The organism is Streptomyces sedi, from assembly GCF_006335015.1.
Lineage (GTDB): Bacteria > Actinomycetota > Actinomycetes > Streptomycetales > Streptomycetaceae > Streptomyces > Streptomyces sedi.
On record NZ_VDGT01000012.1, the window covers coordinates 1 to 23549 of the forward strand.

Annotated in this window: 19 protein-coding genes; 12 read left to right on the plus strand and 7 right to left on the minus strand. The window is 73.5% G+C overall.

Annotated elements, in window-relative coordinates; all coding sequences use genetic code 11:
* Positions 1 to 186: 186 nt before the first annotated feature.
* Both gndA and FH715_RS16695 read right to left on the minus strand, forming a co-directional pair.
* Entirely contained in the window at positions 187 to 1623 is a 1437-nt protein-coding gene (gene gndA, locus FH715_RS16690) for an NADP-dependent phosphogluconate dehydrogenase (RefSeq protein ID WP_139646067.1), read from the minus strand.
* Between the two features lie 134 nt (positions 1624 to 1757).
* On the minus strand, positions 1758 to 2588 hold the full coding sequence (locus FH715_RS16695) for an aldo/keto reductase (protein ID WP_139646069.1): 831 nt from the start codon (positions 2586 to 2588) through the stop codon (positions 1758 to 1760).
* Positions 2589 to 2969: 381 nt separating this feature from the next.
* Here FH715_RS16695 and FH715_RS16700 point away from each other — a divergent pair, with 381 nt between their 5' ends.
* From FH715_RS16700 to FH715_RS16720, 5 genes are all read left to right on the plus strand, one after another.
* Positions 2970 to 3788 (plus strand): endonuclease I family protein, encoded by an 819-nt coding sequence (locus tag FH715_RS16700; RefSeq protein ID WP_139646071.1) that lies wholly within the window; start codon positions 2970 to 2972, stop codon positions 3786 to 3788.
* An 82-nt stretch (positions 3789 to 3870) separates the two neighbouring features.
* Positions 3871 to 5106, plus strand: a complete 1236-nt coding sequence (locus tag FH715_RS16705) for a DUF4032 domain-containing protein (RefSeq protein ID WP_139646073.1) — start codon at positions 3871 to 3873, stop codon at positions 5104 to 5106.
* Positions 5107 to 5382: 276 nt separating this feature from the next.
* Positions 5383 to 6693, plus strand: coding sequence for an ABC transporter substrate-binding protein (locus FH715_RS16710; protein ID WP_139646075.1), 1311 nt, complete (start codon positions 5383 to 5385; stop codon positions 6691 to 6693).
* A gap of 151 nt (positions 6694 to 6844) precedes the next feature.
* Positions 6845 to 7798, plus strand: coding sequence for a carbohydrate ABC transporter permease (locus tag FH715_RS16715; protein WP_139646077.1), 954 nt, complete (start codon positions 6845 to 6847; stop codon positions 7796 to 7798).
* Positions 7799 to 7834: 36 nt separating this feature from the next.
* The gene (locus tag FH715_RS16720; protein WP_246108811.1) at positions 7835 to 8716 is read left to right on the plus strand and encodes a carbohydrate ABC transporter permease; all 882 of its coding nucleotides are present in this window, start codon (positions 7835 to 7837) and stop codon (positions 8714 to 8716) included.
* 59 nt (positions 8717 to 8775) lie between these two features.
* Here FH715_RS16720 and FH715_RS16725 read toward each other — a convergent pair whose 3' ends face one another.
* Positions 8776 to 9723: a UbiA family prenyltransferase gene (locus tag FH715_RS16725; protein ID WP_211367684.1), complete on the minus strand. Its 948-nt coding sequence runs from the start codon at positions 9721 to 9723 to the stop codon at positions 8776 to 8778.
* 299 nt (positions 9724 to 10022) lie between these two features.
* On the opposite strand from FH715_RS16725, the gene FH715_RS16730 reads away from it, so the two are divergent.
* The gene (locus FH715_RS16730) at positions 10023 to 11138 is read left to right on the plus strand and encodes a PucR family transcriptional regulator (RefSeq protein ID WP_139646081.1); all 1116 of its coding nucleotides are present in this window, start codon (positions 10023 to 10025) and stop codon (positions 11136 to 11138) included.
* An 868-nt stretch (positions 11139 to 12006) separates the two neighbouring features.
* Here FH715_RS16730 and FH715_RS16735 read toward each other — a convergent pair.
* Positions 12007 to 12750, minus strand: coding sequence for a hypothetical protein (locus tag FH715_RS16735; protein WP_139646083.1), 744 nt, complete (start codon positions 12748 to 12750; stop codon positions 12007 to 12009).
* A gap of 207 nt (positions 12751 to 12957) precedes the next feature.
* On the minus strand, positions 12958 to 13803 hold the full coding sequence (locus FH715_RS16740; protein WP_139646085.1) for a class I SAM-dependent methyltransferase: 846 nt from the start codon (positions 13801 to 13803) through the stop codon (positions 12958 to 12960).
* A gap of 139 nt (positions 13804 to 13942) precedes the next feature.
* Here FH715_RS16740 and FH715_RS16745 point away from each other — a divergent pair, with 139 nt between their 5' ends.
* Positions 13943 to 14737 (plus strand): Fpg/Nei family DNA glycosylase, encoded by a 795-nt coding sequence (locus FH715_RS16745; RefSeq protein WP_139646087.1) that lies wholly within the window; start codon positions 13943 to 13945, stop codon positions 14735 to 14737.
* A 168-nt stretch (positions 14738 to 14905) separates the two neighbouring features.
* Positions 14906 to 15439, plus strand: a complete 534-nt coding sequence (locus FH715_RS16750; protein ID WP_097230804.1) for a ferritin-like domain-containing protein — start codon at positions 14906 to 14908, stop codon at positions 15437 to 15439.
* Between the two features lie 291 nt (positions 15440 to 15730).
* Here FH715_RS16750 and FH715_RS16755 read toward each other — a convergent pair whose 3' ends face one another.
* Positions 15731 to 17743: an ABC transporter ATP-binding protein gene (locus FH715_RS16755; RefSeq protein WP_139646089.1), complete on the minus strand. Its 2013-nt coding sequence runs from the start codon at positions 17741 to 17743 to the stop codon at positions 15731 to 15733.
* A 294-nt stretch (positions 17744 to 18037) separates the two neighbouring features.
* Positions 18038 to 18574 (minus strand): MarR family winged helix-turn-helix transcriptional regulator, encoded by a 537-nt coding sequence (locus tag FH715_RS16760; RefSeq protein ID WP_139646318.1) that lies wholly within the window; start codon positions 18572 to 18574, stop codon positions 18038 to 18040.
* 148 nt (positions 18575 to 18722) lie between these two features.
* Between FH715_RS16760 and FH715_RS16765 the strand changes: the two genes are divergently transcribed.
* The 4 genes from FH715_RS16765 (at position 18723) to FH715_RS16780 (ending at position 23491) form a co-directional block, all read left to right on the plus strand.
* The gene (locus FH715_RS16765; RefSeq protein ID WP_211367685.1) at positions 18723 to 19169 is read left to right on the plus strand and encodes a MarR family winged helix-turn-helix transcriptional regulator; all 447 of its coding nucleotides are present in this window, start codon (positions 18723 to 18725) and stop codon (positions 19167 to 19169) included.
* 132 nt (positions 19170 to 19301) lie between these two features.
* The gene (locus tag FH715_RS16770) at positions 19302 to 20021 is read left to right on the plus strand and encodes a tryptophan 2,3-dioxygenase family protein (protein ID WP_170184749.1); all 720 of its coding nucleotides are present in this window, start codon (positions 19302 to 19304) and stop codon (positions 20019 to 20021) included.
* A gap of 121 nt (positions 20022 to 20142) precedes the next feature.
* Positions 20143 to 20877 carry a B3/B4 domain-containing protein gene (locus FH715_RS16775; RefSeq protein WP_139646095.1) on the plus strand — a complete coding sequence of 245 codons (735 nt, stop codon included), beginning with the start codon at positions 20143 to 20145 and terminating at the stop codon, positions 20875 to 20877.
* 190 nt (positions 20878 to 21067) lie between these two features.
* Entirely contained in the window at positions 21068 to 23491 is a 2424-nt protein-coding gene (locus FH715_RS16780; RefSeq protein WP_139646097.1) for a glycoside hydrolase family 95 protein, read from the plus strand.
* The last annotated feature ends 58 nt before the right edge of the window (positions 23492 to 23549 follow it).

Here is a 23549-nt window from a genome sequence, read left to right on the forward strand (position 1 = left end):
GGACTACGACACCCAGCGGCGCACCGTCAAGGAGAGCGGCGCCTGGTACCGGGACACCGTGCGGCTCACCCGCGGAGGCTAGTGCCCGACACGGCACCCTGGCCCGACGGGCACCGTGCCCCGTTCCCGCCCGACGGGGGCGCCTTCCCGGTCCGACCGGACCCGGAAGGCGCCCCCGTTCCGCGTTCAGCCCCGCCGCTCCGAGCGGTCCTCGCCCCAGAGCGTGTGGAAGTCGCCCTCCCGGTCGACCCGCCGGTAGGTGTGCGCCCCGAAGAAGTCGCGCTGCCCCTGGATCAGCGCCGCCGGCAGCCGCTCGGCGCGCAGCGCGTCGTAGTACGCCAGCGCCGCCGAGAAGCCGGGCGCCGGAACGCCCAACTCGGTGGCCCGGGCGACCACGTGGCGCCACGCGTTCTGCGCCGACCGCAGGTCGTCGGCGAACAGCTCGTCGGTCAGCAGCGTCACCGGCGCCTCGCCCTCGCCGAAGGCGCGACGGATGCCGTTGAGGAACCGCGCCCTGATGATGCAGCCCCCGCGCCAGATCGCGGCCACCGACGCCAGGTCGATGTCCCAGCCGTACTCCTCGCTGCCGGCCTGGATCAGCTGCCAGCCCTGCGCGTAGGCCACGATCTTCGAGGCGTACAGCGCCTGTTCGACCTGGTCGGCGAAGCGCGCCGCGTCGTCGGGGTGCAGCTCGGGGCGTTCGGGCCCGGGCAGCGCGCGGGCCGCCTCGCGCAGCCGCGCGTGCCCCGAGAGCCCGCGCGCGAAGACCGCCTCGGCGATCCCGGAGACCGGGACGCCCAGGTCGAGCGCCGACTGGACGGTCCACCGCCCCGTGCCCTTCTGCTCCGCCTGGTCCAGCACCACGTCGACGAACGGCTTGCCGGTGTCGGCGTCCGTGTGCGCCAGCACCTGCGCGGTGATCTCGATCAGGTACGAGTCCAGCCGCCCCTCGTTCCAGCCGCGGAAGATCTCCGCGATCCGGGCCGGCTCGTAGCCGGCGACCCGGCGCAGCAGGTCGTACGCCTCGGCGATCAGCTGCATGTCGGCGTACTCGATGCCGTTGTGCACCATCTTGACGAAGTGTCCGGCGCCGTCCGGCCCGATGTGGGCGCAGCACGGCTCGCCGTCGACCTGGGCCGCGATGCTCTCCAGCAGCGGGCCCAGCGCCTCGTAGGACTCCCGCGAGCCGCCCGGCATGATGCTCGGCCCGTGCAGCGCGCCCTCCTCGCCACCGGAGATCCCGCACCCCACGAAGTGCAGGCCGCGCTCCCTGAGCGCGGCCTCGCGGCGGCGGGTGTCCTCGTAGTGCGCGTTGCCCCCGTCCATGATCATGTCGCCGGGCTCCAGCAGCGGCACGAACTCGTCGATCACCGCGTCGGTGGGGGCACCCGCCTTGACCATCACCACGATCCGGCGCGGTCGCTCCAGCGAGGCGACGAACTCCTCGGCCGACTCGGCGGGAACGAACGCGCCCTCGTCGCCGAACTCCTTCACCAGCTCCCGCGTCCGGGACGCCGTCCTGTTGTGCACGGCGACGGTGTGGCCGTGCCGGGCGAGGTTGCGGGCGAGGTTGCGGCCCATCACCGCCAGCCCGGTGACCCCGATCTGCGCCTGACCAGTCATCTCGGTTCAACTCCCCTGTTGAATGGCCCCGACCGGACAGCTCCGGCCGGGACGGAACGCTCGACGAAACCCCCGGGCGGCGCGGCGCCGTGGCCGCCGCGCGCGTGGGTCTCCGGGGTCCGGTACCGGCCGGCTCACATCTCCTCGTGGTGGTCGGGATCGCCGCCCAGCCGTCGGTGCGGGCGGTCGGCGACCGCGGCCATCTCCTCGGCGTCGAGCGAGAAGCCGAAGATATCGATGTTGGTGCGCCGACGCTCGGGATCGGCGGACTTGGGAATCGGCACCGCCGCCAGCTGGAGGTGCCAGCGCAGGATCACCTGGGCCGGGCCCACCTCGTGCGCCCGCGCGATCTCCCCGATCCGCGCGTCCTGAAGCAGCGTGCTGCCCCGCCCCAGCGGGCTCCAGCTCTCGGTGACGATGCCCTGCCGCGCGTGGAACGCCCGCGCCTCCTCCTGGGGGAGGAGCGGGTGCAGCTCGATCTGGTTGACCGCGGGCACCACCCCGGTCTCCTCGCGCAGCCGCGTCAGCTGCGCGGGGGTGAAGTTGGAGACGCCGATCGAACGGACCAGGCCGTCCTCCCTGAGCTTGGCCATCGCCCGCCAGGAGTCGACATAGCGATCCACGCTCGGGTTGGGCCAGTGGATCAGATAGAGGTCCACGTACTCCAGGCCGAGCCTGGTCCTGGACTCCTCGAACGAGGCCAGCGTCTCCTCGTACCCGTGGTGACGCCCCGGCAGCTTGGTCGTGACGACCAGCTCCTCGCGCGGCACCCCGGCGGCGGCGATGCCGCGCCCGACGCCGGTCTCGTTGCGGTAGTTGACCGCTGTGTCGATCAGTCGGTATCCCTGGCCGATCGCGTCCGCGACCGAGCGTTCGGCCTCCGCGTCGTCCAGCGGGTAGGTGCCGAAGCCCACGGCGGGCAGCGGGTGGTCGTCGTTGAGGGTGTGATGGGGGGCGGCCGGCACTGCTCCTCCTGCGGTTGGTGGACCGATCCTCCCGTGGCCCGCTCTGGGGGCGGTCACGGCGCGATCATGTCGTGCCAGCGTAGCCAGCGGGCGCCGCGCGGGGGGCTCGCCATGCCCCGGGTTCGGCCGCGCGGAAGGGCGAACGGCACCGGCACGCCACCGACCGGGACCGGGGAGCGGCCCGCGGCCCGCCGGCCCGGGCCCGGCGGTGACCGGAGAAGGCCGCGACCCCGCGCGGTGGTGACAAGAACATGACGAAATGATGGTGACGCGCGTCAACCGGGCACGGGCGGAGAAGAATCCTTTCGTCCGAACCACCGCACCACACCACGGGATCGCCGCCCCACCGGCGGCCCACCGCACCGAGGAGAGTCCCCCCACATGCGTCCCATCCCCGCCGGCCGCGCGCTGGCCGTCTCGGCCCTGGCCGCCGCCCTCACCGTTCCGCTGCTCACCGCCGCCTCCGCCACCGCGGACCCGGCCGCGCCCTCCACGCCGGGCGCCGCCGACTTCGACGACGCCTACTACGCGGACGCCGAAGGGCTCAGCGGAGAACCGCTGAAGGACGCCCTGCACGGCATCATCAGCTCCGACGTCACCACCCTGACCTACTCCGAGGTGTGGGACGCCCTCAAGGTCACCGACCAGGACCCGGCCGACCCGGACAGCGTGACCCTGCTCTACACCGGCGAATCCCGCGCCGCCGACGCCAACGGCGGCAACGTCGGTCAGTGGAACCGCGAGCACGTCTGGCCCCAGTCGCACGGCGACTTCGGCACCTCGCCCGGCCCCGGCACCGACCTGCACCACCTGCGGCCCAGCGACGTCCAGGTCAACAGCGACCGGGGCAACAAGGACTTCGACGCCGGCGGCACCGAGTCCCCCCGCGCCCCCGGCAACTACACCGACGAGGACTCCTGGGAGCCCAGGGACGAGGTCAAGGGCGACATCGCCCGCATGGCGTTCTACATGGCGGTGCGCTGGGAGGGCGGCGAGGGCTTCGCCGACCTGGAGGTCAACGACACCGCGGGCAACGGCTCCGTTCCCTATCTCGGCCGGGTGAGCACCCTGCTGGAGTGGCACGAGCAGGACCCGCCGAGCGCCGAGGAGCAGGCCCGCAACGACACGGTCTTCGAGGACTTCCAGGGCAACCGCAACCCGTTCGTCGACCACCCGGAGTGGGTCGCCGAGATCTGGTGACCCGCCCGGGCTGAACGCCGACTCCGGTGTCGGTGGCGCGGCCACTCCATGGCGCGGGGCGCGCATGGAGCAGACTGGGGGCATGGAACTCCAGATCACCGCCACCGACCCGGAGCACCCCACGACGCTGCTCGACCTGCCGTGGGACGTCTCCCTGGTGGACTGGCCCGAGGAGCATCTGGTCTCCCTGCCGCGCGGCATCTCCCGGCACGTGGTGCGCTTCGCGCGCGCCGGGGGAGAGGTGTTCGCGGTCAAGGAGGTCGGTGAGTGGGCGGCGGTCAGGGAGTACGCGCTGCTGCGCGACCTCGACCGCCTCGCGGTGCCCGCGGTCGACCCGGTCGCCGTCGTCACCGGCCGGACGGACGCGCTGGGCGGCCCGCTGGAACCGGTGCTGATCACCCGGCAGTTGAAGGGCTCGCTGCCGTACCGTTCCATGTTCGAGACCACCATGCGGCCGACCACCATCAAGCGGCTGCTGGACGCCCTCGCCGTGCTGCTGGTCCGGCTCCACCTGGACGGCTTCGCGTGGGGCGACTGCTCGCTGTCCAACACGCTCTTCCGCAGGGACGCCGGCGCCTATGCCGCCTATCTGGTGGACGCCGAGACCGGGCAGATCCAGCCACGGCTGACCCGGGGGCAGCGGGAGTACGACCTGGAGGTCGCCCGGGTCAACATCGCCGGCGAGCTGATGGACCTGGAGGCCGGAGGCTCCCTGCACCCGTCGGTGGACCCGGTGCTCTTCGGCGAGGAGATCGTCACCCGCTACGGCGAGCTGTGGCACGAGCTGACCCGCACCTCGGTCTACCCCCGCGACAAGAAGCACTACATCGACCGCCGGATCAGGCGGCTGAACGCCCTCGGCTTCGACGTGGCCGAGATGCAGATCCAACGCTCACCCGACGGCGACCACGTCACCTTTCTGCCCAAGGTCGTGGACGCCGGCCACCACCAGCGGCAGCTGCTGCGGCTGACCGGTCTGGACGCCGAGGAGAACCAGGCCCGCAGCCTCCTCAACGACCTGGAGACCTGGATGGCCGGCCAGGACGACTACGCCCCCGGTGACCCGTTGGGCGCCCGGCCCGAGGTGCTCGCCCACCGCTGGGTGCGCGACGTCTTCCGCCCGGCCGTGCGCGGGGTGCCGCGCGAACTGCGCGAGGGCATCGACACCGCGCAGATCTACCACGAGCTGCTGGAGCACCGGCTGACACTCTCCGAACGCGCCCAGCGCGACGTCGGCATGGACGTCGCCACCGAGGACTACGTCACCCGGGTCCTCCCGCACCGCCCTCCGGGCGAGCCGGCGCTGCCCACCGAGTAGGTCAGGTTCCGGTCCGCCGACGGGTTCCGGGCCCCCTTCCCGAAAGCCTTCCGGTCACCCGTCGTTTCCCGGTCGCCGACGGCCCGTCAGCAGGGGCGTCAACACTGCTGAATTATGCGGGAGTTCTTCCGTTCACTTCTTGACACCGGCTGGGCTCGGGCGTCAGGCTCCACAGCTATGGGACCGCTCCCACCCGTCTCGGGAGTCGATTCCCCACCACCCGGCACGGGCTTGTCACGGCGTCCGAGGCGAGGGCCCCGGCGCGAGGAGGACCGCATGGCCAGTAACCGTAAGCGCTTCCGTTCCCGCTGGGGGGTCGCCGTCGCCGCGGCCCTTCCACTCGTGCTGGTCGCGGGGTGCTCGACCAGCAGCGGCGGAGGGGGCGGCCGGTCCGACGACGGTGACGTCACCATCTCCATGGGGCTCTTCGGGGTCATGGGCTTCGAGGAGACCGGCATCCTCGACCGCTACGAGGAGGAGAACCCCGGCGTCACCATCGAGGCCGAGGTCGCCGGCGACGAGCAGACCTACTACACCGCGCTCCAGACCCACCTCGCCGCGGACAGCGGGCTGAAGGACATCCAGGGCATCGAGATCGGCCGCGCCAAGGAGATCGTCGACACCCGGGCCGACAGCTTCGCCGACTTCTCCGAGACCGCCGGCACCGACCACTTCCTGCCCTGGAAGCTCAACCAGATGACCACCCCCGACGGCCGGGTGCTGGGGCTGGGCACCGACATCGGGCCGATGGCGGTCTGCTACCGCAAGGACATGTTCGAGGCGGCCGGGCTGCCCACCGACCGGGAGGAGGTGGCGGCGCTCTGGGAGGGTGACTGGGCGCGTTACGTCGAGGTCGGCGAGGAGTTCATGGCCAACACCCCGGACCCCGACCTCTCCTACATGGACAGCTCGTCCGGGCTCTTCAACGCGATGGTCTACGGCAGCTCCGAGCAGTTCTACGACACCGAGGGCGAGCTGATCTACGACGAGAACCCGGCGGTCCTCGACGCCTGGGACCTGTCGACGGAGGCCGCGACCTCCGGCATGACCGCGGCGCTGCGGCAGTACCAGCCCGAGTGGGACCCGGGCCTGGCCAACGGCACGTTCGCCACCGCCGTCTGCCCGGCCTGGATGCTGGCCCACATCAGCGAGAAGGCCGGTCCGGACAACGCGGGGAACTGGGACATCGCCAGGGCCCCCGTCGGCGCCAACTGGGGCGGCTCGTTCCTCTCCGTGGTGGAGGACAGCCCGGTGCGCGAGGAGGCCATGGAGCTGGTGGCCTGGCTGACCGCGCCCGAGCAGCAGGAGTACATCTTCCAGGAGCTGGGCAACTTCCCGTCCTCCAACGAGGCCATCGACTCGGACGGCGTGACGGGCACGACCTCCGAGTACTTCAACGACGCCCCGATCGGGCAGATCTTCGGCGCCGCCGCGCAGGAGATCCCGGACGAGCAGGTGCTCGGCCGCAAGGACGGCACGATCAAGGACGCCTTCACCCAGGGGCTCCAGCTGATCGAGTCCCAGGGCCGCAGCCCCGACGACGCCTGGAGCGCCACCGAGGACAACATCGCCCGCGCCATCGGCTAGGACGACCACTCCGGAACCGTCCGCCGGGACACCTCCCGTCGGGACCCCCCGTCCCGACGGACGGTCAGGGCGCCTCGCCCGCGCCCGCCCCGGGGGCCGCACGCCGGCCCCCGGGGAAACCCGCGCCACCTAGGAAAGGACCTGCCCTGCCGTGGCCACCACCACGTCCGAGCGCGGGGCCGGGAAGCGGCGTCGCTGGCGCGACCTGCCGCACCGCCTCGACTTCCGCGTCGCGCCCTACGCGTTCATCGCCCCGTTCTTCGTCATCTTCGCCGCCTTCAGCGCCTACCCGCTGATCTACACCTTCTGGGTCTCCCTGCACCGCGTCGAGCTGGCCACCATGGACAAGATGGAGTGGCTGTCGCTCGACAACTACACCGCGCTGTGGAGCGACGACCGGTTCTGGAACGCCCTGGCCAACACGATCACCATCGGCGTGCTCTCCACCGTTCCCCAGCTGCTGATGGCCATGGGTCTGGCCCATCTCCTCAACTACCGGCTGCGCGGCTCGGCGTTCTTCCGGGTGGCCGCGCTGACGCCCTACGCCACCTCGGTCGGCGCGGCGGCGCTGGTCTTCACCATGCTCTTCGAGCGTGACTTCGGGATGATCAACTGGGGTCTTGGCCTGTTCGGTTTCGACAACATCGACTGGGAGAGCGAGAAGTGGCCCGCCCAGATCGCCATCTCCTGCATGGTGATCTGGCGTTGGACCGGCTACAACGCCCTGCTCTACCTGGCCGCGATGCAGGCCATCCCCGCCGAGCGGTACGAGGCCGCCGCGATCGACGGTGCGTCCCGCTGGCAGCAGTTCCTGCGGGTGACCATCCCCGGGATCAGGCCGACCATCGTCTTCACCATCGTGCTGTCCACCATCGGCGCGACCCAGCTCTTCGGCGAGCCGCTGATTTTCGGCCAGGGCGTCAACGGCGTGACGGGCGGGGCGGACAACCAGTACCAGACGCTGGGCCTGCTCCTCTACGAGGAGGGCTGGCGCAACTACCAGATGGGCCGGGCCGCCACCGTGGCGTGGGCGATGTTCCTGCTGCTGATCCTTCTCTTCGTGCTGCACCGCGTGCTTCGGCGCGTGCTGTCCCGCCGAGCCTGACTGGAGCGCCACGAGATGACCACGATCGTCAAGGAGATGGAGAGCGCGACCGCCAGCGGGGGCACGCGCCGGCGCTCGCGCCTGCGGCAGGGCGCCGGGCGGCAGCACCACGGGGGGCCGCTGGCCTACGTGCTGCTGGGCTTCGCCGCGCTGCTCTCGCTCTTCCCGCTGTACTGGACCATGGTGGCGGCGTCCACCGACAACACCCGGGTCACCCAGAGCCCGCCCCCGTTCCTGCCGGGGCCGAACCTCTTCACCAACCTCAAGGCCGCCTGGCAGGACGCCGGCCTCGGCGCGGCGATGGCCAACAGCCTGGTGGTCGCGACGGTCATCGCCACCTCCACCGTGCTGTTCGCCACGCTGGCCGGCTTCGCCTTCGCCAAGCTGCGGTTCCGGGGCAGGAACATCCTGCTGCTGCTGGTGATCGGCACCATGATGGTCCCGCCCCAACTCGGCGTGGTGCCACTGTTCATGCTGATGAGCGACCTGGGTCTCGGCGGCTCGCTGCCGTCGGTCATCTTCCCGACGCTGGTCAGCGCCGTGGGCGTGTTCTTCATGCGGCAGTACCTCGCCGACGCGCTCCCGGACGAGCTGGTGGAGGCCGCGCGGGTGGACGGAGCCCACGCGTTGCGGATCTTCTGGAGCGTGGTGCTCCCCGTGGCGCGGCCGGCCATGGCGGTGCTGTTCATGATCACCTTCGTGCACGCCTGGAACGACTTCTTCTGGCCGTACATCGCCCTGGACGACGCCAACCTGACCGTTCCGGTCGCGCTGACCCGGCTGAGCGCCGGCTATGTGCGGGACCAGTCGGTGATCATGGCGGGCGCGCTGCTCGGAACCCTGCCGCTGCTGGTGATGTTCATCGTCTTCGGCCGGCAGATCGTCGGCGGCATCATGCAGGGTGCCGTCAAGGGGTGAACGCGCGGAGCGGAGCCGTCGGGGGATGAACGGCCCGGTGGGCGTCGGCCGGTGGCACCTCAGCCGGCGGCGCCCACCGAGGTGCCCGCGGTCAGCAGCAGCCCCATCTCCAGCGCGGCGACCAGCAGCACCGTCGGGAACGCCAGCCGCGCGCCGCCGCCCCGCACGCCCAGCCACAGCAGCCCGACGACGGCAGCGAGGGCGGCGGTCAACAGTGCGGCGAGCGCGAGCAGCCGCAGCTCGCCCCCGAGCCGGGGCGCGGCGGCCAGCGCCAGCGCCGAACCGAGCAGCGTCAACGCGGCGGCGACGCTGCTGCCCGCGGCCCCCAGCCGGTGCGGCAGTCCCCGCACCCCGACCCTGGCGTCGTCGGCCAGGTCGGGCAGGGTGTTGACGAAGTGCGCGGCGCAACCGAGCAACGCCCCCGAGACGACCAGCCACACCGGGGGCGCCGGCGCCCCCGGCAGCGCGAAGGTGACCACGCCCGGCAGCAGCCCGAAGGACACCAGGTAGGGGAGCACCGACCAGGCGGTGGCCTTGACGCCCAGGTCGTAGACCCAGGCGGAGAGCAGCGCGAGCAGATGGGCGAGCGCGGCGGCGCGTCCGCAGAGCGCGGTCAGCGCCGCCGCCGACACCGCCGAGCCGAGCACCATCGCGGCGACCGTCGCCCGGGCCAACCGCCCCTGCGCCACCGGCTTGCACGCCCGGCCCGCCCGCGCGTCCCTGGCCGCGTCGACCAGGTCGTTGAGCCAGCCCACGGAGAGTTGCCCGGTCAGCACCGCGAGGGTGACCAGCGCGCCGGAGGCCGCGGAGTGCCCCACGCTGACGGCCAGGCAGGCCGTCCACGCGGTGACCACCATCACCGGGACGGGGTGCGCCGCCCGCACCCAGGCGCGGGTCACGGACATCGTCCGCCGCCCGCAGCCCTCGGTCCCCCACTGGTCGTCGCGGCCACCGTGCCTGTCCGTGCGCACCCGCATCGCCTCGCCTCTTCCCTGTCTCTCGGTCACCGGTGCTCCTGCCCGGGGTCGATCGTCCGGGGCCCGCTTTCCGCGCGACGCCTCGCGCGGTCGGGCCCCGGGGTGCTCCGCATGGTTGTCCCGCATGGTTGTCCAGATCGGGGTGACGCGTCGGACGTTCCGGACGTTCCGCCCCGGACGAGTGTCGGGCCATTCACCCGTGGTGAGGTAGGGCGCGCGCGGAGTGGCGCACGCCCCTCGGGCGTCCCTGGGCACCGGAACCGGCAGGCGGACTAGGCTGGGCGCGCCGTCGCGCCCCCTCGGGCGCGAGGGTCGGGACGGGGGATGTCATGGGGAATCGCGCGGTGCCGGAACACTATCTGGACGGCTATGCCGAGATTCTGGCCGAAGTGGCGACCACGGGCCGCCGGTTGACCAGGGGCGAGGTGCACGAGCTGCGGGAGCTGGGGGAGCGGGCGGCGCGCGAGGGGCTGGGGCTCCGCCAGGTCATCCGCGCCCATCTCGCCGCGGCGCGCACCGTCTGGCCCGACCTGCCGGCGGCGGGTGACGCCTCGGGCGTGCGCCAGGTGCGCGTGGCCGCGGCGTGCGTGCTGGCCGCGGCCGAGCAGGCCGTGGACGCGTTGGCCGAGGGGTACGAGCGTGCCCAACTGGTCGCCGTGCGCCGGGACGAGGCGGCGCGTCGCGAGTTCATCGACGACCTGCTGCACGGGCGCAGCGACCTGGGCGACCTCTCGGCGCGCGCCGAACGCTTCGGGCTCCAGCTCGCCCACACCCACACCGTCGCCGTGGCCAGAGGCGACCAACCGCACGACGACACCGACCCGTTGACCCGCCGGGTGGAGACCGCCCTGACCACCCGATTCGGCCCGCGCCGGGTGCTGCTGACCACCAAGGACGCCCGGCTTGTCTGCGTGGCACCCGGTCACCAGCCCGACGTGGTGGAGTACTTCGCCGAGCAGGCCAGGGTGGCGCTGGCCATGGAGGGGACCACCGAGCACGGTTGCCGTGTCGCCATCGGCAGGGCGCACTCGGGGCCCGGCGGGGTGGTGCAGTCCTACGAGGAGGCGCTGAGCGCGCTGGAACTGGGCGACCGGCTCCACCTGGAGCCGGTGGTGCTACGCGCCTCCGAGCTGCTGGTCTTCCCGGTGCTCACCCGGGACCGGCACGCCATGTCCGACCTGGTGCGCACCGTGCTCGGCCCGCTGCGCGGGGCGCGCGGCGGCGCGGGGGAGCTGGTCCGCACCCTGAACGCCTACTTCGACTCCGGCTGCGTCTCCGCCGAGGCGGCCCGTCGGCTCTCGCTCAGCGTCCGCGCGTTCACCTATCGGCTGGAGCGGATAGAGAAGCTCACGGGCGTCGATCCCTCCGACTCGTTCCAGCGCTACACCCTCCAGACGGCGGTGATCGGCGCGCGGCTCCTCGGATGGCCGGAGCAGGAGCTGTGACGTCCGCGCCCCGCACCCCCTGATCCGGGCCCCGACGCCTCGAAACACCGCCGTCCCCCACCTCCGCGCCTTCCCCTCCCCGTGCCTCCGTGTGCCCGTGTGCCCGGGTGTCCGTGCGCCCGGGTGTCACGGCGACCGTGGCCGCCGGGACACCCTCCCGACCCGGCGGGCGGGAGCCGCTCAACTCCCGCCCGCCCAGGCGCGCTCGACGCGCCCCCGCCCCGGCCACGCGCGGCGTTCGGCCCCCACCGATCGCCGCCGCCGTCGGACGCCCGCGTCACTCGGACCCCACCCGGCCCGGGGGCGGGAGACTTCCCCGCTCGCCCCTCCCGGCCCGAGTCCGGTCACGCCGGGCGTCCGACCCGGCCGGGCCGGCCCCTCGCGGGGCCGCGCCCATCCCCCTCACCGCCCACACCCCCTGGGCGGCACCAGCGGTGGGCCCGGCTCGGCCCCCCAGCGCGCGCCGGGCCCACCTGCGGTGACGGCGAGTGCCGCCTCCCGGACACGACGTCGCCGTCGCACACCCTGCCGGGAGACCCCGCCGTGGTCGGCTCCTGATGCCGTCATGCCGACATCGGGCAACCATCCTCGGGTGCCTGGTCCCTTTGACCACCGCTTCCTGCTGGTGACTCAATGATGGCACTCTGGAGGTGCCATTTTCATTGCCAGGATCCGGCAATCTTAACGCTTCTTTAATGCCGTTCCGCCGAAACGGAGCCGGTCTCCGGGTGGGTTTGCCCCGCGTGTCCTTTCCGCGACGTTCTGTTGACCGCTGGGGGCGAGCGTTGACCTCGCGTCAGGGGAACGAGCCGCCCGCGCGAACGCCGAACGGCGGCCCGGCGCCGCCCGTCGGCACCGGGTGGCGGGTTCAGTACTCGCCGAGACGGGAGAGGACCGCCGCCAACTCCCGCTCGACCCGGGCGAGCTCCCCCGTGTGCGCGGGCAGCACGCGGCTCAGCTCCCGATGTGAACGCGCGCCCTCGCTCGCCAGCCGCCGCGCCTCCGCCCGCAGGCCGAGGCCGGCGCAGCCGGGCAGCAGCGCACCCCGGAAGCGGCGCCGCTCCCTGGCGAACGACAGCGGATCCTCGTCCGCCACCGCCCAGCGGTGCCGCTCCCTGGCCAACACCGCCGGGTGATCGGCGGTCAACCCGGCCATCAGCAGCCGGGAGGAGGCGGCGCCGGCGATCCGCTCCGCGGCACCCACCGGTGGCTCCTCCTCGGGCGCCAGGCGGGGGAGCGGCTCGGGGGCGACGGCGAGTGTCGCGGCGACGGCCTCCGGGGAGCCACCGCTCGGATCCACCAGGTGGGCGGCTGCCAGCCCGGCCCTGGCGTGCAGGGTGGCGAACCTCGGTGCCCTGGCCTGTGCCATCACCGGGACCCCCTCGCGGGTGAGGGCGCCCAGCGCGAAGAGTGCCGCGTCCCCCTCGGCCCCGCGCGGCCGGCCGCCGTCGACCTCCGCGCGGCGCAGCGACGTCCGGTAGAGCAGCAGCGCGTTGGCGCCCCGCTGGTAGGCGAGCCCCGCGCGGGCGGTCCTCCCGCGCGCCGCGAGGTCGCGGGCGCGCTGCCACGCGTCGACGCCTTCGCGGAGGTGGCGGGTGATGTCGCGTGCCATGTCCGTCCCTGCGTCGTATGTGGAGGTCGACCGTCGGAGAGAACGCGGGAGCCGGTGATCGGGGCCCAAAGTGGGCGTGCCAGGATCGGAAGGTGGCGGACATGCCGGGTGGTTCGCCGCCATCCGGTGTTGGTTGTCCGCCAACATGATCAGTTGGCGCGCAAGGGGGGCGAGTTGGGGCGTCGCTCCTCGTCTGCTGGGGCAAGCCTAGCGTTCGGGGGTGGGGCGGCGTGGGGTTTTCGCGGAATCCGACCGTCGGGTGTCGCCTTCCGCTGCCCGGTTCGGCCTGGCCACCAGGGCGAAGCGGTGACAGCTCACCTCCAGCGGTCGCCCCGCCCGCATCTCGCGGTGGAGCGCCCGCAGCGCGGTGTCGTGCCGCTCGACGTCGAAGTCCGGCACATGCCAAGGCGTCAGCCGCAGAAAGAGCACCAGGGCGCCGATGTCCGGCAGCCGCTCCGCCACCCGTGCCTCCGCTCCCCACTCGACGGCCCAACCGGCCCCGGTCAGCTCCTCGGCCGCCGAGTCCAGGCAGAAGTCGCGGTAGGCGTGCGGGGGAGAGCCCAGGGCCGCGTTGATCTCCTCCAGGTCCCGGCCGCCCACCTGCTGGGTGACCAGTACCCCGTCGTCGGTCATGACCCGGCGCAGCTCGTCCGGCGCGTAGGACGTGTGCCGGCTGAGTACCAGGTCGAACGAGGAGTCGGGGAACGGCAGCGCGTCGTCGTCTTCGGGGACGGCGACCTCGACGCCCAGGGGGGCGAGCCGCCGCCTGGCCACCGGGACGTTCGGCGGGTAGGACTCCGTGGCCGCCGTCCGCGCCGGCAGCGGCGCCAGCGAGGAGAGGAACTCCCCGCCGCCCGTGCCGAGATCGAGCAGCGCACCGGCGCCGGAGAGTCGATCGCTCACCAACTCCCGATAGCTCCAGGGGAGTCGGCTTTCCGGCTCCGTCAGACGCCCCTCCCAGGGGCTGAAGTCCCACCCCTCGAACGGTGCGGTCAACCCCTCGGAGACCAGCTCCGCGTACCCGTCCTCGTCCCACCCGAGATCCTCGCCCATCGCGCCATTGTGGGGCAGGGGACGTCCATGGCGGCAGCGATTTTCCCGACGCGGGGCGGTGCCGTCGGCGCCCGGACCCGGCACCCGTCCGGACCCGCTCGTGGTGCCGGCGCGCCGCGTCGGCTTTAGCGTCGGGGACATGCCGGAGTTGGCGGATGTCGAGGCGTACCGGCGGGTGCTGGAGGAGAGCGCGACCGGGCGGCGGATCACCGGGGTCGAGGTGACCGACGCCGGGGTGCTGCGCGGCGGGCTGACCACCGGGCGACTCCGGAGGAGCCTGACCGACGCCAGGATCGACCCGCCGGAGCGGCACGGCAAGTGGCTGATCATGTACGCCGGGGGGACGGCGGTGCTCTTCCACTTCGGGATGACCGGCCGGCTGCTCCACGTCGGCCCCGAGGAGCCGGTCGCCGCCCACGACCGGGTGCTGCTGTGCCTGGACGACGGCGGGCAGCTGCGCTTCCGCGACCAGCGCAAGCTCAAGGGACTCTGGCTCGCCCCCGACCCCGGCGCGGTGGACCGGCTCCTCGCCGACCAGGGCCCCGACGCGCTCTCCCTGACACGCGAGCAGCTGGAGGAGGCGCTGGACGGACGACCACGCCGGCTGAAGGCGACCCTGCTGGATCAGTCCCGCGTCGCCGGACTCGGAAACCTCCTCACCGACGAGATCCTCTGGCACGCCCGCATCCACCCCGCCCGCCGCACCGACCGGCTCGACCACGCCGAACACGGCCGGCTCGCCCGGTCGTTGCGTCAGGTGCTGCGCGCTTCGGTGAAGGCCGGGCGGGTGCCGCCGCGCCGCTCCTGGCTGACCGGACACCGCGACGAACCCTCCGGCACCTGTCCCCGGTGCGGGACCACCCTCGCCCACGGCCGGGTCGCCGGACGCGGCACCGTCTGGTGCCCGCGCGACCAGCCGGCCGAGCGGCGCTGACGGCCGCGGGCAGCGGCGCCCGGGCGGCTGGGCCATTGGGGTAGCGGCCGGTGGCGCTCCGCGTGTGCCGACCGTCACGATCCCGGGCCGCTGCCTACTGTCCGGACGGAGAACGCCGCGCTGACCGCTGGCGCCGGGGCTCACCCGCCGCACGAAGGAGACTCCCGCATGACCGACGACTTCGTCCTCGACGTGACCCGGATCCGCGACGAGGCCAGGGCGCGGATGGAGGCAGGGCCGGTCACCGACACCTACGGGCTCAACCACGACCGGGTCATCGGGGTGCTCAACGACGTGGTAGCCACCGAAGTCGTGTGCTGGCTGCGCTACACCCGCCACGCCATCGCCGCCACCGGCATCGACCGGGCCCAGGTGTCGGCCGAGTTCACCGAGCACGCGAAGGAGGAGCTGGACCACGCGCTGCGCGCCGCCGAGCGCATCTCCCAGCTCGGTGGCGACCCGGACTTCGACCCGCAGACGCTGGCCCAGCGCGCCACCACCGACTACACCACCCCCAAGGACGGCGACCTCAAGGGGATGCTCAAGGACAACCTGCTGGCCGAGCGCATCGTCATCTCCACCTACCAGGAGATCATCCGCTGGCTCGGCAACGACGACCCCACCACCAGGCGGCTCCTGGAGTCGATCCTGGAGGAGGAGGAAGAGCACGCCGACGATCTGGTCGACCTCCTCGGGATCTAGTGCCGGGGAACGCTCGCCCCGCTCGCCGCCCCGGTCCGCACGCTCCCCGCTTGGGCCGAAAGCCCAAGCGGGGACAGGCACACGCGGCTCCCGGCGGCCCCGCGGTCGCACGCGCCAGGGAGCCTCGCCACCGCGCGGACGTCGTCGGCCACGACACCAGCGTCTGACGCGACACCAGCGTCTGCCACGGCACCGGTCTCTGACGCGGCACCAGCACCGCCCCGGGCCCCCGGCCCCCGAGGGGGACGCGCGGCCGGGCGACCCGCGTCCCCCTCGTCCCCTGGACCGCCGTCACGGCAACCGCTCCTTCGCCTGCCCGGGCACGGGCCGGAACTGGGCGGCCTGGAGGTCGTGGAGCGCCCGGTAGTGCCCGTCCTCGTCGGCCAGCAGCTCCTCCGGGGTCCCGGACTCCACCAGCCGCCCCCGGTGCAGCACGTGCACCAGGTCCGCGTGGCGCACGGACGCCATCCGGTGGGTGATCAGCACGACCGTCTGCCCCCGGTCGGCGAGCGACCTGATCTGCTCGAACACCCGCGCCTCGGCTCTGGCGTCCAGCGCCGCCGTCGGCTCGTCCACCACCAGCAGCGGCGCGTCCCGGTAGTGCGCCCTGGCGATGCCGAGGCGCTGCCACTGCCCGCCGGAGAGTTGGTGCCCGCCGCGGAAGGTGCGGGAGAGCAGGGTCTCCCAACCTCTCGGAAGCTCCGACACCAGGTCGCCCAGCCCCGCGTGCGCCGCCGACTCGGCCAGCCGCGCCTCGTCCACCGGCCGGTCGGTGCGCGAGATCACCGTGTTGACCCGGGCGGTCATCGGCCATCGGAAGTGGTCCTGGTGCACGATCGCGCAGTGGCCGAAGACCTCCCGGCGGTCCAGCTCCCGCACGTCCACGCCGTTCCACCGGATGGTGCCGGAGCCGGGGAGGTAGAGCCCGCACAGCAACTTGGCCAGGGTGCTCTTGCCCGAGCCGTTCTCCCCGACGAGGGCCACCACCGCGCCGCGGTCGGCGGGCAGCGTCAGCGAGATGTCGCGCAGCACCGGCTCGCCGGAGCCCCCGCCCGGGTAGCTGAAGGAGACCGCGTCGAACTCGACGGCGCGCACCGGGCTCGGCAGCGGTGCGCCGCCCCCGGGGATCCGGTGCTGCTCCGACTCGGCGATCAGCCGGTCGAGGTCGCCCACGTACAGCGACTCCTCGTGCAGGTAGTTGATCTGGCGGATCAGCCCGTCCAGGTTGGCGGTGCCGCTTCGGATGGCCAACACGGCCGTGCCCGCCGCAGCCAGGGCCATGGAGCCGGTCCACAACAGCCCGGCCAGCAGCAGATAGGTCGCCAGCGCCGCCAAGCCCGCACAGAACGCCGCCAACAGGTCGGTGCGGGCCGCGAGTCTGGCCAGCCGGGCCTGCTCGCCCTCCTGGCTCGCCGACATGCCGCGGAAGTGCCGCAGGATGAACGGGCCCACCCCGTGCACCCTGACCTCGGCCGCCGCCTCGGTGTCCGTCATCAGCCGGGCGAGCATCCCCGCGCCCCTGCTGTGCTGTACCCAGCGGTGAAAGCTGCGGTACCGCCGGCGCGCGACGGTCAGGGTGGCCAGGGCGCGGGGCAGCACGATCACCAGCAGCATCGGCAGGAGCGTCCAGTGCAGCGTCGTCAGCACCGCGCCGGCCGCGGCAAGGGAGAGCAGCGCGGCGATCACCGAGACGGCGTGGCGGATCATGCTGCGCGCGGACGAGGCGCCGTACTGCGCGGACTCCAGCAGCCGGTGGAAGTCCTCGTCCTCCATGGCGGCCATCTCCACCTCGTAGGCCCGCTCCAGATAGCGCTCCCTCGCCAGCCGTTCCACCTTGGGCTCCAGCGGGCCGATCGCCATCGTGGAGAGCGCGGTGCACAGCGCGCCGAGCGCGGCGACGGCGCCGAGCAGCGCCGCCACCGGCACCGCGTCCCGCAGCCGGTCGGTCATCTCGCCGCCCGCGAGCAGCGTGGTCAGCAGCCAGTTGACGCCGAGGAGGCCGAGAGCCTGGCTGATCCCGCTCACCACCTCGGCGACGGCGACCCGCGCGGTCGCGCGGCGGTCCGCCTGCCAGGCGAGCGCGACGGCGCGCCCGACGAGCCTGGGCATCCCGCGGACCATCGTGCGCAGATCCAGCTGGTAGCGGGAGCCCTCGTGCTGGCTCCAGGAGGTGTCGTAGACCAACTGGCCGCCGAACAGCTCGCGTTCGGAGGCGGACACCTCGACCTCCGGGCCGTGCTCGGCGGCGTGGCGCCCGGCGGGTCGGCGTGGGCGGCGGGGGAGGAGAAGGGAGAACGGACGCATGGCATGGCCTCTCTCGAACGAACCGACCGTCACTCTCGGTAACGTGTGGCCACCCTAGAGTCGAGGTCTGACACTCGTCGCCCGAGAATCCGGCGCGCGCCAAGAGGCGTTGGCCGGTATTCGACCTTTCCTTCCGGGAGGCTCGCCGTCCGGCGCGCGATCAGCGGGGGAGCCTCCGCGCGCGCGACGGGCGGGGCGGTGGTGGTGGGGCGTTCCTCGTGGTCCGCATCAAGCCAACTGTCAGACGGCGCGAACGCCTTGAACGCGCGCCCAGGGCGCGCGTCGGCGTCCGGGTCAGCCGCCCGCGCGCCCCACGGGGTCGGCCTCGGTCACCGCCGCCATGTCCCGGACCAGCCGGGGCAGCAGCCGCGCCAACGCCCGCCGGTCGGCGGCGGGCCAGTCGGCCGTCGCCTCGGCCAGCACCTGCCGCCGGAAGGCGCTGACGCCCGCCAGCGTCCGGCGTCCCTCGGGCGTCAGCGCCACCGGTGAGCGCCGCGCGTCGCGCGGGTCGGCGCCCCGGCGCAGCACTCCCGCCGCGACCGCCTGGCTCACCAGTCGGCTGGCGCGCGGCTGGTCCACCCCCAGGAGCGGGGCCAGCTCGCCGACCGTGGGAGCCTCCCCGTGTCCTGTCGCGGCGGCCACCGTGTCGAGCAGCTCGAACACGGCGTTCGGCAGGTCGGGGCGGCGTCCGGGGGGCGCGTTCCTTCGGCGGCCGAGCCGCGCCAGCGCGCGGCGCGAGCGGGCGCGGGAGAGCGCGAGCATCGCGCCCTCGATCGCCGTCAACTCCCGCTCGCCCGCGCCTTCCTCCGCGCCGCCCCGCTCCGGAGCCATCGCCACGTCCCGTCCCTTCCGTCCCGTCCCGGACCGCCGGTCGCCCCATCCGTCGCGCCGACGTGTGAGCGGTGAAGAGGATACCCGTTCCATGTGTTCTTACATGTAAGGTGACATGTGTCGGGGGTTCGGGAAACGGAGGGGAAACGTGGAGAGGGAAAGGCCGATCGGCTACTGGCTCAAACACCTGCACAACCTGCTGGAGGACCAGCTGGAGACCACGCTCGCCGAGCACTCGGTGAGCCGCCGGCACTGGCAGGTGCTCAACTCGCTGGCGAGGGAGCCGCACGACGAGGCCGCGCTGAGCGCCGCGCTGGCCCCCTTCTGGGACGAGGGCGTGCCCGCGCTCGGGACGTTGCTGGGCGAGCTCACCGGGCGCGGGTGGGTCGCGCAGGGGCGCGGCGGCGGTCCGTTCGCGCTGACGGAGCAGGGGCGCGCCGTCCACGGCGAGTTGACGCGGCAGGTCCAGCGCACCCGCGCGCAGCTGCTGACCGGCGTCAGCCCCGACCAGTACACGGATGTCGTCCGCACCCTCGCGGTCATGGCCAGGAACGTCGAGCACGCGCTGACCGAGGGACGCCCCGAGCCCGCCTGAACGCCCCCTACCCGCGCGGACGTCCCCGCGCCCGAGCATCGCGCGGGCCCGGGCTCAACACCTGTTGCATCAACCGGGCACCCGCTCACGCGATCGGCCGCCCCGACGGCCCCAGCTGCGATGCTGGAGGGTATGACAGTCAACGACAGCGGCGGCGGCGCCGACCTGCTCGACCAACCCCCGCTCACCTACGGCCAGATCCTGCGCCTGGACCAGCTGCTCCAGGTGGCGAGGGTCCACGAGGACGACGTGGATCGCACGCTGTTCCTCGCGACCCACCAGTCGTGCGAGATCTGGTTCGCGATCATGCTGCGCCATCTGGAGGAGGCCGGGCGGGCGTTGCGGGAGGGGGACGGCGAGGCGGCGCTGCGCCGGATCGCGCCGCTGCCGTCGGCGATGCGGGTGCTCAGCGACCAGTTCGACGCCCTGGCCGCGATGGCGCCCGAGGCGTTCGGGCGGATCCGGGTGGAGTTGGGCGACACCAGTGGCTTCCAGTCGGTGCAGTGGCGCGAGGTCGAGTTCCTGTGCGGGCTGCGGGACGAGCGGCTGCTGCGCACCCACGGCTTCACGGAGGCCGACCGCGCCCGGCTGCGTGCCCGGCTGGAGGGGCCGTCGGTGGCCGACGCCTTCGACGCCTTCCGTGCGGGCGGCCAGCCGTCCGCGCTGGTGGAACGGGTGCGCGCCGCGCTGCTGACCTTCGACGAGTCGGCCGCGCTGTGGCGGGCGCGCCACGCGGCGCTGGCCGAGCGGTTCCTGGGGGGCGCGCCGGGGACGGCGGGCTCGGAGGGCGCCAACTACCTGTGGGGCGCGGCCCGTCGACGGCTCTTCCCCGCCGCCTGGCCGCAGGGCTGAGCGGGGCTCCACGGCCGCGGTTCCCGTTTCGGGACCGGTACCGGGCGGTGGTCGTCCCCGCGAGGGATGTCCGACCGGCGTGAGAGGCTGTGCCGTCAGCGTCCCACGCACCAGGAGTGATGTGTCCCCTTCCGCCCCCCACCCCGGTACCACCCTCGACGACTGGCTGGCGCGGGCCGCGGTGGCGCCCGAGATCACCGCCCTGCGCCCCGACTACCGCGCGCTGCTGATCGTCGCCGACGGGCTGCGGCCCGGCCCGAGCGACGAGGTCAGCGAGCGGCTGCTCGCCGAGGCGGAACGCGTCGTCACCGAGCGCTACGCGGACGGCTCGTACGAGGACGATCCCCATGTCGTCGCCTGGCACGAGGCGTTCCGCGCCGCCGGGATGAAGCCGCGGCGCACCCGCCCCAGCGCCGACGCCCTGTTGCGCCGTGTCCCCGCGGGGCTTCCCAGGATCAACCGGCTCACCGACCTCTACAACGCGGTCTCGATCGCCCACGCCGTCCCGGTCGGTGGCGAGGACCTCGACCACTACCGGGGCGCGCCCCGGCTGGAACGCGCCGTCGGTGACGAGGAGTTCGTGACCAGCGCGGGTGGCGAGCCGGTGGTCGAGTCGCCGAGCCCGGGCGAGCCGGTCTGGCGCGACGACCTGGGCGTCACCTGCCGCCGCTGGAACTGGCGGCAGTGCACCCGCACCCAGCTCACGCTGGACACGACCCGCGCGTTCTTCGTGCTGGACGCGCTCGGCGCGATGGACGACGCGGCGCTGGCCGCCGCCGGCGACGCGCTGGTGGAGGCGTTGACCGAGGCGAGCCCCGGCGTCCGCACCGCGACGCGGCTGGTCGCCGCCGCGTAGCGGCCCCGGGTGCCTACCTGGCGCCCGGGGGTCCTGACACATCCCATGTCGTCGGCCGGGGTTGCCCGTTGGACGGCGCCCAGGGGTGCGTGGTTGGTTTCCGTCGCCGGTCTTGTCGCCCAGGGATGGGATGTCTAGCCTGTCCGGGGCCCGGCACCGCGATGCTCGCGTCGGCCCCAGGAGGCCCTTCATGCAGCACGGGATCAACCGCAGGACGGTCATCAGGACGGCGATGGGAGGCGCGGCGGCGCTCGGCGTCGTCGGCGTCTCCCCGACCGGCGCCACCCCTGCCGGCGCCGCCGCGCGGTCGTCCGCCGCCGCCCCGGAGCTGACGCTCTGGTACGACCGCCCGGCGGGCGACTGGGAGAGCGAGACGCTGCCGATCGGCAACGGCGCGATGGGCGCCACCGTCTACGGCACCGTCGCCCGCGAACGCCTCCCGTTCAACGAGAAGACGCTGTGGACCGGCGGGCCCGGCACCCCCGGCTACGACTTCGGGAACTGGCGCGAGCCCAGGCCCGGCGCCCTGGAGGAGGTGCGGGCCCTGCTGGACGCGGAGGGGCGCGCCGACCCCGAGGAGGTCGCCGCCCGGCTCGGCCAGCCGAAGACCGGATACGGCGCCTACCAGACCTTCGGCGAGCTGACCCTGGACTTCCCCGACACGCCGGGGGACCCCGACGGCTACCGGCGCGAGCTGGCCCTGGACGAGGCCGTCTCCCGGGTGGGCTACCGCGTGGGCGAAGTCACGCATCTGCGCGAGTACTTCGCCTCCGCTCCCGCGCGGGTGATCGTGGGCCGGATCTCCGCCGACCGGGGCGGGAAGGTGGCGTTCACCCTCGGCTACGAGGGGCCGCACCAGGGCACCGAGGTCACCGTGGCCGAGGGGCGGATCACCGTGCGGGGCGCGCTCGCCGACAACGGGCTCCGGTTCGAGGCGCAGATCCAGCTGGTCACCGAGGGCGGGAGCCGCCACGACGAGGGCGGGACGGTGACCGTCGCCGGCGCCGACGCCGCGTGGTTCGTGCTCGGCGCGGGGACGGACTACGCCGAACTCCACCCCGACTACCGGGGCGAGGACCCGCACGCCTCGGTCACCGCCGCCGTGGACGCCGCCGTGGCGCGCGGCCACGGTGCGCTGCGCGCCGACCATGTCGCCGACCACCGCGCGCTCTTCGACCGGGTCGCGCTCGACCTCGGCGGCCGGATGCCGGCCGAGGTGCCGACCGACGTGCTGCTGGCCGGCTACGCGGGGGACGGCTCGGCCGCCGACCGCGCGCTGGAGACGCTGTACTTCGCCTACGGCCGCTACCTGCTGATCGCCTCGTCCCGCCCCGGATCGCTGCCCGCCAACCTCCAGGGCGTCTGGAACGACTCGACGGCGCCGCCGTGGGGAGCGGACTACCACGTCAACATCAATCTTCAGATGAACTACTGGCCGGCGCACGCCACCCATCTCGCGGAGACCGTCGAGCCGCTCCACACCTTCGTCGACGCGCTGCGCGCCCCCGGCCGCGAGTCGGCGACCCTGCTCTTCGGTGCGCGGGGCTGGGTGGTCGGCAACGAGACCAACCCGTACGGCTTCACGGGGGTCCACGACTGGGCGACCGCGTTCTGGTTCCCCGAGGCCGGCGCCTGGCTGACGCGGCACCTGTGGGACCACTACCGTTTCACCCTGGACGAGGAGTTCCTCGCCGCCACGGCGTATCCGGTCCTCAGTGAGGTCAGCGCGTTCTGGCTGGACACCCTGCACACCGACCCGCGCGACGGGCTGCTCGTCGTCAGCCCCAGCTACTCGCCCGAGCACGGCGACTTCACCGCCGGCGCCTCGATGTCCCAGCAGATCGTCCGCGAGGTCCTCACCCACACCCTCGCCGCCGCCGAGATCCTGGACGTCGACCCCGAGATGCGCGGTCGGCTGGCCGACGCGCTGGCGCGGTTGGACCCCGGGCTGCGGATCGGCTCCTGGGGGCAGCTCCAGGAGTGGAAGGCCGACCTGGACGACCCGGAGGACGACCACCGCCACGTCTCCCACCTGTACGCGCTGCACCCGTCCCACCAGATCGCGCCCGGCACGCCCGAGGCGGCGGCGGCCGAGGTCACGCTGCGGGCCCGTGGCGACGGCGGCACCGGGTGGAGCAAGGCGTGGAAGATCAACTTCTGGGCGCGGCTGCGCGACGGCGACCACGCGCACGTGATGCTGGCCCAGCAGTTGCGGGAGTCGACGTTGCCCAACCTGTGGGACACCCATCCGCCGTTCCAGATCGACGGCAACTTCGGCGCCACCTCCGGCATCGCCGAGATGCTGCTCCAGAGCCACCGCGACGAGGTGGAGCTGCTGCCGGCGCTGCCCGCCGCCTGGCCCGACGGCTCGGTCACGGGACTGCGGGCTGCCGGCGACCTCACCGTCGACCTCGGCTGGGCCGACGGCCGGCCGGTCAGGGCGGTGCTGACGGCGGGACGGGACGGCGAGGTCAGGGTGCGCGGCGCGCTGGTCGCCGGCGGCTGCCGCGTCACCGACGCGCGGGGCGGCACCACCGTGCTCGCCGCCGACCCGGACGGTGCCGTCGCGCTCCCGGCGCACGCCGGCGTCTCCTACGTCCTCACGCCGCGCTGACACGGCGCACGCGCCTGCCACGCGCGCCCCGGCGCGGACCCGCCGGGGCGCGCGCCGG